The following is a 13,017-nucleotide window of genomic DNA, read 5'->3' as shown; positions in this document are numbered from 1 at the left end:
CATGCCCGTGACCGAACTGCTCACCACCCATGCCGAGGCGCCCTGGCTGCCCTGGGCCGTGCAATACTTTTTCTTCATCGGCCTGGCCGCCACCGCCGCCCTGCTGCTGCCCCTGGCCCTGTCCCCCCGGAGCGGCTGGCATCCCTGGCGCGACCGGCTGGCGCTGATCCTCGGGCTCAGCGCCCTGACCGGACCGGTGGCGCTGCTGGCGGATCTGCACCAGCCCGCCCGCTTCTGGCATTTTTACACCCAGTTGACCCCCAGCTCCTGGATGTGGCTAGGGGCGCTGATCCTGCCGCTGTTCGTGACCCTGGCGCTGCTGGTCAGCCTGAGCCTGCTGATGACCCGGATAAGCCCGCGCCAGGCCCTGCTACGCCGGCTGGCCGCTCTGCCCTGGCCCTGCGCCCGCCGCCTGCGCCTTGTGGCCTGGCTGGGCGCCTTGGCCGGCGCGGGCATACTGCTTTATACCGGCATGGAGATCATGGTGGTACGGGCCCGGCCGCTCTGGCATACCGCCTGGCTGCCGGTGAACCTGCTGCTGACCGCCCTGCTGGCGCTGGTGGGGCTGCTGATGGCGCTCGAGCTGCTGCTGCCCCGCCGGGGACCGGCGCCGGACGCCGCCCCGCTGCGTCGCGCCCTGCTGTGGCTGCTGGCGGCCCTGAGCCTGACGATGGCACTCTGGGCCCTGTCCGGCGTGCACAACGGCGCCTCCTGGCTCGAGGCCCGCCGGCTGTTCCAGGGCTTTGCCTTCTGGCGCCACCTGCTGCTGCTGTCCCTGGCCGCCGGCGCCCTGCTGTGGCTGCTGGCCCTGGTCCGCCGGCACCGGCCCCTGGCCGCCGCCGACGGCCTGACCGCCGCCCTGGCCCTGCTGTGCGCCTGGGGCTTTCGCTGGGTAGTGCTGATGAACGTGCAGACGGTGCCCAAGTACGGCGCCGGCCTCTACCACCTGGATCCCCATCTTTTGTCTTCCGCCGGCCACATCGTCGCCGGCACCCTGGGCCTGTGGCTGGCGCTGGCCGGCGCGGTCTGGATGCTACTGGATAACACAGGAGTCCGTCATGGATAAGAAACGTCGCGCCCTTTTGCAGACCGGCATGATGGTGGGCGGCGCCGGCGCCTTTGCCGCCGGTTACGCCAACCCCGTCGCCAAGGCGGTCAAGGGCGTCCTCAACGGCACCAGCGGCGTGCCCGCCAATGACCGCATCGCCGGCAACGCCCTGCCGCCGGAATTCATGATAACCCCCCAGGGCGAGCTGGTAATGGCCGAGCACCAGGCGGTGAGCCCGGTGCAGTGTTTCGGTTGCTGGACCCTGTGCGGCCTGCGTGCCCGGGTCGATACCGCCAACAACAGGGTACTGCGCATCGCCGGCAACCCTTACCATCCCCTCTCCAACCCCCGCCCGCCGGCCCAGGAAACGCCGGTCCGGGAGGTATACAAGACCCTGGCCGGAGAGGCCGGCATCGAACAGCGCTCCACGGCCTGCGCCCGGGGCGCGGCCCTGGCCGAGCAGCTGCACAGCCCCTACCGGGTGACCCGCATCCTCAAGCGCGCCGGGCGGCGCGGCGAGGGCAAGTGGCAGAGCATCAGCCTGGAGCAGTTGCTGGAGGAAGTGGTCGAGGGCGGAGATCTGTTTGGCGAGGGCCAGGTGGACGGCCTGCGCGCCATCCGCGACCTGGAGACCCCGGTCGACCCTGATAACCCCGAATACGGCCCCAGGGCCAACCAGTTGCTGGTGACAAACGCCGGCGACGAGGGCCGCGACAGCTTTCTCAAGCGCTTTGCCTTCAACAGTTTCGGCACCCGCAATTTCGGCCACCATGGCGGCTACTGCGGCTTTGGCTTCCGGGCCGGCTCCGGCGCCATGTTCAATGACCTGGACAAGTTCGCCCACGGCAAGCCGGACTGGGATCATGCCGCCTTCGTGCTGTGTATCGGCACCTCGCCGGCCCAGGCGGGCAATCCCTTCAAGCGCCAGGGCCGCCAACTGGCCAGCGCCCGCAGCGACGGCGGCCTCGACTATGTGGTGGTGGCTCCCACCCTGCCCAACAGCATCAGCCGGCTCAACGAAGAGCGCGGCCGCTGGGTGCCGATCAAGCCCGCCACCGACGACGCCCTGGCCCTGGCCCTGATCCGCTGGCTGATGGAGAACGACAGCATCAACCGGCGCTACCTGGCCCAGCCCGGCCCGGCCGCCCAGGCCAGGGCCGGCCAGCCCAGTCATACCAACGCCACCCACCTGGTGCTGCAGGCACCGCATCCCAGGGCCGGTCAGTTCCTCACCGCCGCCGACCTGGGCCGGGGCGAGGCCAGCAGCCCGCTGGTGGTCAACGCCGACAGCGGCGAGCTGATGGACCACACCGACGCCCGCGAGGCCGCCCTTTGGGTCGAGCGGGAAGTGCAGCTGGCCGATGGCCCGGCCCGGGTAAAATCCGCCCTGCTGTGCCTCAGGGAGGCCGCCTTCGGGCAGACCCTGGCCCAGTACAGCGACTACTGCGGCGTGCCGCTGGAGATCATCGAAGGCCTGGGCCGCCAGCTCAAGCGTCATGGTCCCCGGGCGGTGGTGGATGCCCACGGCGGCATGATGAACGGCAACGCCTTCTATACCGCCTTTTCGGTGATGACCCTCAACGCCCTGCTCGGCAACATCAACGCCCGGGGCGGGCTGGCGCTCGGCGCCGGCGGCGTGGCGGCGGTGGAAAACGGCCCCCGCTACGATCTGGCCCGGTTCGACGGCATGGTAACCCCCAAGGGCCTCTTCCTGTCACGCAACCGCTTTCCCTACCAGAACAGCAGCGAATACCGGCGCAAGCTGGCCGCCGGGGAATCCCCCTACCCGGCCCGGGCGCCCTGGTTCAGCTTTTCCTCGCCCCTGCTCACCGAGCACCTGGCAGCCGCTTTTGCAGGCTATCCCTACCGGCTCAAGGCCTGGATCAGCCACATGACCAACCCCCTGTACGGCATCGGCGGCGGCCAGGCGTTTCTGGGGGAAAAACTGAAAGATCCGGCCAACCTGCCGCTGTTTATCGCGGTGGACGGTTTTATCAACGAAACCACCGCCCTGGCCGACTACATAGTGCCGGACACCCTCACCTACGAAAGCTGGGGCTTCACCAAGCCCTGGAGCGGGGTACCCCAGCAGACCACCACCGCCCGCTGGCCGGTGGTTGCGCCGGCCACGCCCCGGCTCGCCAACGGCGATCACCTGGGACTGGAAGCCTTCATCATCGCCCTGGCCGGCAAAATGGAGCTGCCCGGCTACGGCAAGGGAGCCATCCCCGACAGCCGGGGCGGCCGTCACGACCTGCACACCGCCGCCGATTTTTACCTGCGCGGTGCCGCCAACCTGGCCTTTGCCGGCGACCGGCCGGTGCCCGAGGCCAGCGCCGACGATCTGGTGCTGACCAACGCCGCCCGGCTGATGCCGCTGATTGAAGCCACCCTGGCGCCGGACGAACAACGCCGGGCCGGCTTTATTTTCAGCCGGGGCGGACGCTTCGCCCCCTTCGAGTCGGGCTGGCAGGGAGAACTGATGGGCAAGCGCACCGGCAATACACTGTGCATCTGGAATGCCACCATCGGCAGTACCGTGCATGCCATGACCGGCGAACGGCTGAGCGGCTGCGCCGCCTTCTACGGCCCGCGCTTTGCCGACGGCAGCCCCATGCGCGACCATTATCCGGAACAGGAATGGCCATTGCTGGTGACCTCCTACAAGTCGCACCTGATGAGCTCGTCCAGCATCGGTGCCGAGCGGCTGCGCATGATCCATCCGGAAAACCCCATCAGCATCCATCGCAGGGACGCCGAGCGGGCCGGCATCCGCCACGGCCAGCCGGTGCGGGTAATCACCCCGGGGGGACAGGTGGAGGGCATCGCCCTGGTCAGGGACGGCATAGTGGAAGGGGCCGTCGCCATCGAGCACGGCTATGGCCACAGCGAGCTGGGCGCCCGCTCCCACCTGATCGACGGCGAGCCGACCCCCGCCAACCCGTGGCTGGGCGCCGGGGTCAACCAGAACGACCTGGGGTTGATGGATCCCACCCGCAAGGAGGTGGCCAACGTCTGGCTAGACTGGACCAGCGGCGCCTCGGTCCGCCAGGGACTGCCGGCGAAAATCGAAGCGATTTGATCACTGTGGGCTTGTAACGCCGTGCAACACCGTAGGCCAAAGGGCACTGTTTCCCCGACACGCCGTAAACCTTCCATGGGGGCTCCGCTGCGCCATCCATGGCGCAGAGGGTCGGCTAAACAGACACCCTTTGTCTTCAGCACTCGGAGCGGATTGGTCGCTGAAAACAACGCCAATGTTGACCGAAGCAGCAGTGGGGATTGCCGGAGCCGACCATAAAATGCCATGGATGGCATTTTCGAGCGTTACAAGTACTTGAAGCGTGTCGGCGGAGTGCAACCGCACTGATGCTTCGCATTCCGTCCTCGTTGGCGACTCGTGACCAGTCCCTATTCCCCAGTCCCCAATCCCTTAAAAAGAAGGCACCGGCAGCCAGAGCGGAGTGTGCCCGGTCTGCCCGGTGAAGCGCAGTAAATCACTACGGCTCAGCAGCACGGTGGCGGTATTGCGCAGGGGGTGGCAGTGAAAGTCGTCGCCGTCCTTCAGTTCCTCGTCCAGCCAAAGCTCCACCTGTTGCGCCACGTCGTTCACCAGCGCCAGCACCGAGACATGACCCGGGGCCACCCCCAGGTAGCGCTGCAGCCGCTCGGCCGAGGCAAAGCCGAGGCGCGACCAGCCCTGCTGGCGGGACAATGCCTTGAGATCCACCTGCTTGCCGGGCCGGGTCAGCAGCAGGGCATGGCGGCGACCGTAGTTGTCGCGCAGGAACAGGTTTTTCAGCCGGGTGCCGGGCCTGTCCACCAGCAGCCGGTCGGCATCGGCACAGGTAGGCAGCGGCGGATGTTCAATCAGCGGCGGCCGGATCTGCCAGCCGGCCAGCCGCGCCATCATGTCCATGGGGTTCCTCCGGTAGCTGCCGGGACACAAGCCATATCCACTGCGGATGGCGATCCCGGGCAAAATATGTTGTTATCGGGTTATTGTTTCAATCGATACCATTACCATTTATGAGTCTATTATCCAAGGTCAAACTGTCCGTGCTGGACCTGGTGCATATCCGTAGCGGTTTCGACGCCGCCGACGCCATCGCCAACTCGGTCGCCCTGGCCCGCCATGTGGAGGGCCTCGGCTTCGAGCGCTTCTGGCTGGCGGAACACCACAACCTGGACGGCATCGCCAGCTCCGCCACCGCCGTGCTGGTGGGCCATATCGCCGGCCACACGGCCCGCATCCGGGTCGGCTCCGGCGGCATCATGCTGCCCAACCACCCGCCCCTGGTGGTGGCCGAGCAGTTCGGTACCCTGGCCACCCTTTACCCCGGGCGTATCGACCTGGGCCTGGGTCGGGCCCCGGGCACGGATCCCGATACCATGCGCGCCCTGCGCCGCCGGCCGGAAGACGGCGAGGACTTTCCCGAACAGGTTCAGCAGTTGCGGCAGCTGCTGGGGCCGGCACATCATGGCCAGAAGCTGATGGCCATCCCCGGCGCCGGCACCAATGTGCCCATCTGGCTGCTCGGCTCCAGCCTGTTCAGCGCCCAGCTGGCGGCGCAGCTCGGCCTGCCCTACGCCTTCGCCTCCCACTTCGCGCCGCGCATGCTGCATGAGGCGGTGGCCATCTATAAAGACCGGTTCCGGCCCTCGGAGGTGCTGGCCGAGCCCTACCTGATGCTGGGCGTGCCGGCCATCGTCGCCGACAGCGACCGGGAGGCCGAGTTCCTGGCCAGCACGGCGCGCCAGAAGGTACTGTCGCTGCTGCGCGGCGAAGGCCGCCTGTTGCAGCCGCCGGTCACCGACCTGGACCAGCGCTGGCTGCCCCACGAGCAGCGCGGGGTGGAGGGTTTCCTCGGCGCCGCCGTCATCGGCAGTCCGGCCCGGGTAGCGCAGCAGCTCGAAGCACTGCTGGCCCGGACCGGCGCCAACGAGCTGATGCTGGTATCCGATATTTACGATCAGGCCGCCCGCCACCACAGCCTGTCGTTGCTGGCGGACTTGGTGGGCTGAGAGTTAACGGGTCGGATTGACCGCCAGCACGTCGGCGCGGATCACCGACTGCTCGGCAATCAGCTCATTCACCACGGCGCGGCTCGCCTGGTAGTGCGGGGTTTCCTTGTGGGCGGCCAAGGCGGCTTCGTCCTGGTAGATTTCATAGAGCCAGAACAGTTCGGGATCGGCGCGGTCCTGCAGCACGTCGAAGGTGTGGCAGCCGGGCTCGTCGCGCACCGAGGCGGCGGCGTTTTGCAGCATGGCGTCGAGAAAGGCCTGGGCAGTGCCCGGCTTGAGCCTGGTTTTGACAATAATTGAATACATTGTAAACTCCATTTGTTTATTTAATTTAAACAAATAGTACACAATTATTATTGCCAATTCCAAGGAGCCTCTCATGGACCGACCCGGCCGCTTCAACGGCATGCGCCATATCGCCTTCACCATGCCCAACCTGGAAGAATGCGTGCAGTTCTACACCGAGATCATGGGCATGGAAATACTGAACCGGGCCCATGCGGATCTGGTGTACCTCAGCTGCGGCAACGACAACCTCTCCCTGGGCCGCGCCGACCTGCCCGCCAGCGGCGTGCAGCGCATGGATCACTTCGGCTTTATCGTGGACAGCAAGGAAGAGCTGGAGCAGTGGTACCTGTACTTCCAGAGCAAGGGCGTCACCCTGCTGGACCGGCCCCACGACCATGGCGACGGCGCCCGCAGCTTCCACCTTACCGATCCCGCCGGCAACGTGATCCAGCCCCTCTATCATCCGGCCATTTCCGGCCAGCGCTTCAGCCGGCCGGAATAAATCCCGCTTTTCCCCCTTCGCCGTGGTTTTCCCTGCCACGGCTTTCCGTTATGGTAAGGACATAGTGCGTACGCACCCCGATTTTTCCTGCTTTTAGAGAAACCTATGTCCCTGCATACCGATGAACTGAGGAGTCGCCGGCTGGCGGCCCTGATCACCCCGCACCAGCTGAGCGAACAATACCCCCTGTCCGACGCCATGGCCCAGACCGTGCTCGGCGCCCGGGCCGAGATTGAAGCCATCCTCACCGGCGCGAGCGACAAGCTGCTGGTGATCATCGGCCCCTGCTCCATCCACGACCCGGCCGCCGCCCTGGCCTACGCCGAACGGCTGGCGCCCCTGCGCGCCCGCTACGCCGACAAACTGTGCATTGTGATGCGCACCTACTTCGAAAAGCCGCGCACCATAGTGGGCTGGAAGGGGCTGATCAACGATCCGCACCTGGACGGCAGCTTCGATGTGAACACCGGCCTGGGCCTGGCGCGCAAGCTGTTGTGCGACATCAATGCCCTGGGCCTGCCCACCGCCACCGAATTCCTGGATATGGTGACCGGCCAGTATATCGCGGACCTGATCAGTTGGGGCGCCATCGGCGCGCGCACCACCGAGTCCCAGGTGCACCGGGAAATGGCCTCGGCCCTGTCCTGCCCGGTGGGCTTCAAGAACGGCACCGACGGCAATATCCAGATCGCCCTGGACGCGGTGCGGGCGGCGAGCCACCCCCATATCTTCTGCTCGCCGGACAAGGACGGCCGCATGACCATCTACCAGACCGACGGCAACCCCTACGGCCACCTGATCCTGCGCGGCGGCAAGGCGCCCAATTACGATGCAGAGAGCATCCGCCAGGCGGCCGAGGGGCTGGCCGCAGTCGGGCTGTCGCCCCGGCTGGTGGTGGATCTCAGCCACGGCAACAGCCAGAAGCAGCACCAGCGCCAGTTGCCGGTGGCAGAAGACATCTGCCGCCAGCTGCGCCAGGGCAGCCCCCATATTGCCGGCATCATGGCCGAGAGCTTTATCGAGCCAGGCCGCCAGGAGGTGGTGAACGGCAGGGCCGAGGTGTTCGGCCAGAGCATCACCGACGCCTGCCTGGGCTGGGCGGACAGCGAACAACTGCTGGCGATGCTGTACCAGGCTGAAAGCTAGAAGCTGAACTAATGGCCAACAAGACGGCGCTCAATCAACAAAGGCGGCAACCCTGGAGCGCAGGCGGGCCGCCCGCGCCCCATTCGGTCACCTGATGCCCGTACGGGGCTGTGTCGCATCAACCTGTGCAAAGCCAGGCAACACCCTGTTTAAGAACAAGCCCGATGCCACATCCACAAGGTTTTTTCTTCCAGCTTCCGGCACCTGGCTTCCAGCTTTAGTCAGGCAACAGCAGCCGGGCGCCGTCCTGCTCCAGCAGCCGTACCCGGACGCCGAACACCTCGGCCACCAGCGCCGGCGTCAACAGCCCGGGGCCGCCCTGGGCCACCAGCCGGCCCTTGTGCAGGCACCAGATCTCGTCCGCGTACTGGCAGGCCAGGTTGATATCGTGAATGGAGGCCACCACCGCCAGCCCCAGGCCCGCGTAGTGGCGCAACAACCGCAGGGTGGCCAGCTGATGCTGCCAGTCGAGCCCGGCCAGGGGTTCATCCAGCAGCAGCAGCCGGGCTTCGGGGTTGATGCGCGGCGATACCTGCAACAGGGTGGCGGCGATCTGCAACCGCTGCTGCTCCCCCCCGGACAGGTCCGCCAGCAACCGCGGATAGAGCGAGGCCAGTCCCAGGTACTCGCCGAGTTCGGCCATGGCCAGGCAGGCCGCCTCGCTCACCTCGCCCAGGGGCGCCACCGCAAGGGCCAGCAACTCGTAGCCACGCAGCCCGGCGGGCAGCGGCGCATGCTGCACCAGCATGGCCCGCCGGCGGGCCAGTTCGGACAGGGCCATGGCGCGCAGCGGCCGTCCCGCCAGCCGGATCTCGCCCTGGCCGTCGAGCAGGCCGGCCGCCGCCGCCAGCAGGCTGGATTTGCCGCTGCCGTTGGGGCCGAGCAGCAGGGTCAGCCTGCCCGCCGCCAGCTCGGCGCTGATCGGGCCGACCCGGCCGGCCAGTTGCACCGCCTCAAGCGACAGCATGGCGACGCACCAGCAGCCAGATAAACACCGGCGCCCCCAGGCTGGCGGTGACCGCGCCGATGGGCAGCTCCCCCACCGCCAGGGTCTGGCGCGCGGCCACGTCGGCCAGGGTCAGCAGGCTGGCGCCGGCCAGGGCCGAGGCGGGCAGTAAAAACCGTTGCCGCCCGCCGGCCAGCAGCCGCAGCAGGTGGGGCACCACCAGGCCGACAAAGCCGATCACTCCGGCCATGGCCACACTGAAGGCGGTGAGCAGGCACACCGCCAGTACCAGCCGGGGCCGCAGCCGGTGGGCGTCCAGCCCCAGCAGGCGGGCCTGGTTTTCGCCCAGGGCCAGCAGATCGAGCCGCCGTCCCTGGCACAGCAGCCAGGCCAGGGTGAACAGCGCCGGCAGCCACCACCACCAGGACAGGGGCTGGCCATGGCCCAGGCTGCCCATCATCCAGAACAGGAAGGTACGCAGCGAGGCGTCGTCGGCCAGGTACAGCAGCCAGGTAAGGATGGCATTGGCAAAAATGGCCACCGCCACCCCGAACAGCAGCAGGGCGCCTTGGCCCAGCCGGCGCCGGGCCAGCACCATCAGCAGGGTGGTGACCACCAGGGCGCCGCCGAAGGCCGCCAGCGGCAGGCTCCACCAGGGCAGTGCCAGCCCGAACCAGGCGCCCAGGGACAGGGTCAGCACCGCCGCCAGGCTGGCGCCGCTGGAAATGCCAATCAGCCCCGGCTCGGCCAGGGGATTGTGCAGCAGTACCTGCAGCACGGCGCCGCACAGGGCCAGGCTGGCGCCGACCAGCATCGCCAGCAGGGTACGCGGCAGGCGCAACTGCCAGAACACCTGCTGCTCCAGCGCCGATACCGGCCGCCACAGGGCCTCTATGCCCACGCCCACGGCACCGAGCTGCAGGCTGAGCAGCATGGCCGTGGCCAGCACCAGGGACAGCACCAGCAGCCAGTGGCGGTATTTGCGTTGTTGCGTGGTCAGCAGGGCGGTCAGCACGGCGGCCTCTCTTGGGGAAAAGCCGCCATGTTACCATCCCGGGCCCGGGGGCAAAACCGCGCCGGCCGCAACCCGGCGAAGGGACGGCCTGCTTTGTCGCCGCCGGCCTGCTAGAATCGGCTATTCCCTACCGGAATAGGTGATCATATGCTGCTTGAAGGACTGGAAACCCTGCACCTGCTGGCCCAGGAAAAGACCATGGGCAAGGTGGCCGGACGGCTTTATATCACCCAGTCGGCGGTAAGCAAGCGGATCAGCAACCTGGAGGCGCGCCTGGGCAAAAAGCTGGTGGAGCCGGATGGCCGCCAGCTGCGGCTGACGGCCGAAGCCCAGGCCCTGCTGGAACGCATCGGCCCCAGCCTCGACGAATTGCGCGGCCAGCTGTTCGACAGCCAGCAGCTCACCGACAGCCGGCCGCTGGCCATCGCCTGCTCGGAAACCATACTGGCCGGTTACCTGGGTTCCCTGCTCAAGGACTACCTGCGCCAGGACCCCTACCTGCGTTTTTCGACCCATCATACCCCGGTGATCCTGGAGCGGGTAAGGGCCGGCGATGCCGCCCTCGGCCTCTGTGCCGGCGAGGTGCTGCAGGCCAGGGGACTGGACGTGGTGCCCCTGCTGGAGGAGCAAATGGTGCTGGTGGCGCCGTCCCCACCCGACTTCAGCCGGCCGCTGGACGTGGTCACCATCGATCTCGGCAACCCCGCCAACCGTTACCTGGAGCACCGGCTGCGCGGCAGCGGCCTCATCCCCTGGATGCAGATGGACTCCTACTTCGCCGCCGCCGAGCTGGGCCGGGCGGGAGTGGCGCCGGCGGTGGTGCCGCTCGGGGTGGCCCGGCTGATGGGGGCCGGGCACGATTGCCGCCATGCCCCGCCCGTCCCCCTGAGCCGGCCGGTCAGCCTGGTGTTCCGGCCCAGCTCGCGCAAGCGGGACCGGCTGGCCCGGTTGATGGCGGCCCTGGAGCGCCATTTCGCCGGGCTGGATTGATTCCTTGCTACCCCAGCCAGGCGAACCATTCCGGGTGCTGCTGCCACAGCAGCCGCACCGACATTACCAGCGACACCGTGACCAGCATGGGGCGAATGATGCGGGTACCCCGGGTCACCACCATTTTCGAGCCCAGCCGGGCGCCGACGAACTGCCCCAGCGCCATGGACAGGCCGGCCACCCAGGCGACCTGGCCGCCCAGGATAAAGAACAGCAGGGAGGCGATATTGGAGGTGAAATTGAGCAGCTTGGTATGGGCCGTGGCCCTGGCCATGCTGAAGCCGGCCAGGGCGATAAACCCCAGGGCGAAGAAGGAGCCGGTGCCGGGGCCGAAAAAGCCGTCGTAAAAACCCACTCCCGTGCCCACCAGCAGGGCGAAGGGGACCAGGCCCAGGCGGCGTTGGCGATCCTCGTCGCCGACCCGGGGCGAAAACAAAAAGTAGAGCGCAAAGGCGGCCAGCAGGAAGGGCAATACCTTTTGCAGCAGGCTGGCGTCGATGCGCTGCACCAGCAGGGTGCCCAGCGTGCTGCCGATGAAGGTGCAGGCCACCGCCCACTTCATGGTCCGCCAGTCGATCAGGCCCCGCCGCAGATAATACAGGGTGGCGGAAAAGGAGCCGAAGCTGCTTTGCAGCTTGTTGGTGGCCAGGGCCATGGTCGGCGGCATGCCGGTGGCCAGCAGCGCCGGCACCGTGATCAGGCCGCCGCCGCCGGCGATGGCATCGATAAATCCGGCCAGCAGGGCGGCCAGGGCCAGCAGGCCCAGGGTCAGGAGATCCAGTTCCATGAGAATCCGAACTTAGCAAGCAAAGGGCGCCCAGCCTAGCAGGATGGCACACGCTGCGACAGCGAAAGCAAAGACTCAAACCTATTCCTGTTTTTCATCAGTACCTCAATCCGCTTTCGCCATTCAGCCCGGCGGGCGGCTATGGTAACGTAGCCTCATATCCACGAGGAGACCCCAACCATGACGGATTCCGTACTGAGCCTGCTGCCCGGCGACTTTCCCGACCTCGACGACAGCGCCCTGCGTAACGGCGGCGAACGCACCCTGGTGCTGGCCGGCGGCTGCTTCTGGTGTACCGAGGCGGTCTACCGCCAGCTCGAGGGCGTGCTCGAGGTGGTGTCCGGCTATGCCGGCGGCAGCGCCGACACCGCCAATTACCAGGCGGTGTGCAGCGGCACCACCGGCCATGCCGAGGTGATCCGCCTGCGCTACGACAGCGCCCGCATCGGCCCCGCCACCCTGCTCAAGGTGTTTTTCGGCATCGCCCACGATCCCACCCAGCTCAACCGCCAGGGCAACGACATCGGCAGCCAGTACCGCTCGGCCATTTTCTGGCAGGACGAGCACGAACGCCGCCTGGCCGCCGACTATATCGCCCTGCTGGCGCGCCAAGGCGCATTCCGGGCCCCCATCGTCACCACCCTGGAGCCGCTGGAGGCATTTTATCCGGCGGAGGACTATCATCAGAACTACGCGGCGGCCAACCCCGCCCAACCCTATATTGCCGCCGTGGCCCAACCCAAGGTGGCCAAAATCCGGCACTACTATCCGGACCGGCTGAAAAAGGAAATACAATAATGGCGCAAACCCCGAGCCCCTACGACCTCAGCCCGCCCGGCCCGGAGCAACTCGAACAACTGGCCGCCGGCCTCGATCCCCAGGCGCGGCACATCCTGCTCAGCCAGGGCACCGAACCGCCCTTTTGCGGCGGCCTGCTCGACAACCATGCCGACGGCAGCTATGTGTGCCGGTTGTGCGCCCTGCCGCTGTTTTCCTCCGCCTGCAAGTTCGAGTCCGGCTCCGGCTGGCCCAGCTTCTACGCACCCTATCATCCGGATCACATCCGTGAGCTGGTGGATCTCAGCCACGGCATGCGCCGGGTGGAAATCCGCTGTGCCCGCTGCGACGGCCATATGGGCCATGTGTTTCCCGACGGCCCTCCGCCAACGGGCCTGCGCTATTGCCTGAATTCGGCCTCCCTCGATTTCTGTGCCGCGGGCGCCCCCAAGCCGGACCCGCTCAGGCGCGGAGAAACCGACTTCCTTTGAGG

Annotated in this window: 13 protein-coding genes; 8 read left to right on the top strand and 5 right to left on the bottom strand. The window is 67.3% G+C overall.

What is annotated here, in order from left to right; translation table 11 throughout:
• Nucleotide 1 precedes the first annotated feature (1 nt).
• Nucleotides 2–1,066, top strand: coding sequence for an NrfD/PsrC family molybdoenzyme membrane anchor subunit (gene nrfD, locus C7I36_RS08470; RefSeq protein ID WP_245880076.1), 1,065 nt, complete (start codon nt 2–4; stop codon nt 1,064–1,066).
• Nucleotides 1,059–4,130, top strand: coding sequence for a molybdopterin dinucleotide binding domain-containing protein (locus tag C7I36_RS08465; RefSeq protein WP_106453286.1), 3,072 nt, complete (start codon nt 1,059–1,061; stop codon nt 4,128–4,130). The genes nrfD and C7I36_RS08465 overlap by 8 nt, the downstream gene beginning before the upstream one ends.
• 351 nt (nt 4,131–4,481) lie before the next feature.
• Here C7I36_RS08465 and C7I36_RS08460 read toward each other — a convergent pair whose 3' ends face one another.
• Nucleotides 4,482–4,967 (bottom strand): prolyl-tRNA synthetase associated domain-containing protein, encoded by a 486-nt coding sequence (locus C7I36_RS08460; protein ID WP_106453285.1) that lies wholly within the window; start codon nt 4,965–4,967, stop codon nt 4,482–4,484.
• Between the two features lie 110 nt (nt 4,968–5,077).
• On the opposite strand from C7I36_RS08460, the gene C7I36_RS08455 reads away from it, so the two are divergent.
• Nucleotides 5,078–6,073, top strand: a complete 996-nt coding sequence (locus C7I36_RS08455) for an LLM class flavin-dependent oxidoreductase (protein ID WP_106453284.1) — start codon at nt 5,078–5,080, stop codon at nt 6,071–6,073.
• 3 nt (nt 6,074–6,076) lie between these two features.
• Here C7I36_RS08455 and C7I36_RS08450 read toward each other — a convergent pair whose 3' ends face one another.
• The gene (locus tag C7I36_RS08450; protein ID WP_106453283.1) at nt 6,077–6,379 is read right to left on the bottom strand and encodes a putative quinol monooxygenase; all 303 of its coding nucleotides are present in this window, start codon (nt 6,377–6,379) and stop codon (nt 6,077–6,079) included.
• Nucleotides 6,380–6,452: 73 nt separating this feature from the next.
• Here C7I36_RS08450 and C7I36_RS08445 point away from each other — a divergent pair, with 73 nt between their 5' ends.
• Nucleotides 6,453–6,863, top strand: a complete 411-nt coding sequence (locus C7I36_RS08445; RefSeq protein WP_094041277.1) for a VOC family protein — start codon at nt 6,453–6,455, stop codon at nt 6,861–6,863.
• 105 nt (nt 6,864–6,968) lie between these two features.
• On the top strand, nt 6,969–8,009 hold the full coding sequence (locus C7I36_RS08440; protein WP_106453282.1) for a 3-deoxy-7-phosphoheptulonate synthase: 1,041 nt from the start codon (nt 6,969–6,971) through the stop codon (nt 8,007–8,009).
• 217 nt (nt 8,010–8,226) lie between these two features.
• Here the strand turns inward: C7I36_RS08440 and C7I36_RS08435 are convergent, their stop codons facing one another.
• The gene (locus C7I36_RS08435; RefSeq protein ID WP_106453281.1) at nt 8,227–8,976 is read right to left on the bottom strand and encodes an ATP-binding cassette domain-containing protein; all 750 of its coding nucleotides are present in this window, start codon (nt 8,974–8,976) and stop codon (nt 8,227–8,229) included.
• Nucleotides 8,963–9,970, bottom strand: coding sequence for a vitamin B12 ABC transporter permease BtuC (gene btuC, locus C7I36_RS08430; protein ID WP_106453280.1), 1,008 nt, complete (start codon nt 9,968–9,970; stop codon nt 8,963–8,965). Before btuC ends, C7I36_RS08435 begins: the two co-directional genes overlap by 14 nt.
• A gap of 147 nt (nt 9,971–10,117) precedes the next feature.
• Between btuC and C7I36_RS08425 the strand changes: the two genes are divergently transcribed.
• Nucleotides 10,118–10,960 carry a LysR family transcriptional regulator gene (locus tag C7I36_RS08425; protein WP_106453279.1) on the top strand — a complete coding sequence of 281 codons (843 nt, stop codon included), beginning with the start codon at nt 10,118–10,120 and terminating at the stop codon, nt 10,958–10,960.
• Between the two features lie 7 nt (nt 10,961–10,967).
• Here the strand turns inward: C7I36_RS08425 and C7I36_RS08420 are convergent, their stop codons facing one another.
• On the bottom strand, nt 10,968–11,747 hold the full coding sequence (locus C7I36_RS08420) for a TSUP family transporter (protein WP_106453278.1): 780 nt from the start codon (nt 11,745–11,747) through the stop codon (nt 10,968–10,970).
• A gap of 180 nt (nt 11,748–11,927) precedes the next feature.
• Here C7I36_RS08420 and msrA point away from each other — a divergent pair, with 180 nt between their 5' ends.
• Together msrA and msrB are read left to right on the top strand one after the other, a co-directional pair.
• Nucleotides 11,928–12,545, top strand: a complete 618-nt coding sequence (gene msrA, locus C7I36_RS08415) for a peptide-methionine (S)-S-oxide reductase MsrA (RefSeq protein WP_106453277.1) — start codon at nt 11,928–11,930, stop codon at nt 12,543–12,545.
• Nucleotides 12,545–13,015: a peptide-methionine (R)-S-oxide reductase MsrB gene (gene msrB / locus C7I36_RS08410; RefSeq protein WP_106453276.1), complete on the top strand. Its 471-nt coding sequence runs from the start codon at nt 12,545–12,547 to the stop codon at nt 13,013–13,015. Before msrA ends, msrB begins: the two co-directional genes overlap by 1 nt.
• Nucleotides 13,016–13,017: the final 2 nt, after the last annotated feature.

Source organism: Zobellella taiwanensis (genome assembly GCF_003012795.1).
GTDB lineage: Bacteria > Pseudomonadota > Gammaproteobacteria > Enterobacterales > Aeromonadaceae > Oceanimonas > Oceanimonas taiwanensis.
The sequence above is the reverse complement of the archived record's forward strand: the minus strand, read 5'-3'. Positions and strand labels throughout refer to the sequence as shown.

Coding starts and splice junctions, on each gene's coding strand:
- nrfD (WP_245880076.1), top strand. CDS start 2: ATGCCCGTGACCGAACTGCTCACCACCCATGCCGAGGCGCCCTGGCTG.
- C7I36_RS08465 (WP_106453286.1), top strand. CDS start 1,059: ATGGATAAGAAACGTCGCGCCCTTTTGCAGACCGGCATGATGGTGGGC.
- C7I36_RS08460 (WP_106453285.1), bottom strand. CDS start 4,967: ATGGACATGATGGCGCGGCTGGCCGGCTGGCAGATCCGGCCGCCGCTG.
- C7I36_RS08455 (WP_106453284.1), top strand. CDS start 5,078: ATGAGTCTATTATCCAAGGTCAAACTGTCCGTGCTGGACCTGGTGCAT.
- C7I36_RS08450 (WP_106453283.1), bottom strand. CDS start 6,379: ATGTATTCAATTATTGTCAAAACCAGGCTCAAGCCGGGCACTGCCCAG.
- C7I36_RS08445 (WP_094041277.1), top strand. CDS start 6,453: ATGGACCGACCCGGCCGCTTCAACGGCATGCGCCATATCGCCTTCACC.
- C7I36_RS08440 (WP_106453282.1), top strand. CDS start 6,969: ATGTCCCTGCATACCGATGAACTGAGGAGTCGCCGGCTGGCGGCCCTG.
- C7I36_RS08435 (WP_106453281.1), bottom strand. CDS start 8,976: ATGCTGTCGCTTGAGGCGGTGCAACTGGCCGGCCGGGTCGGCCCGATC.
- C7I36_RS08425 (WP_106453279.1), top strand. CDS start 10,118: ATGCTGCTTGAAGGACTGGAAACCCTGCACCTGCTGGCCCAGGAAAAG.
- C7I36_RS08420 (WP_106453278.1), bottom strand. CDS start 11,747: ATGGAACTGGATCTCCTGACCCTGGGCCTGCTGGCCCTGGCCGCCCTG.
- msrA (WP_106453277.1), top strand. CDS start 11,928: ATGACGGATTCCGTACTGAGCCTGCTGCCCGGCGACTTTCCCGACCTC.
- msrB (WP_106453276.1), top strand. CDS start 12,545: ATGGCGCAAACCCCGAGCCCCTACGACCTCAGCCCGCCCGGCCCGGAG.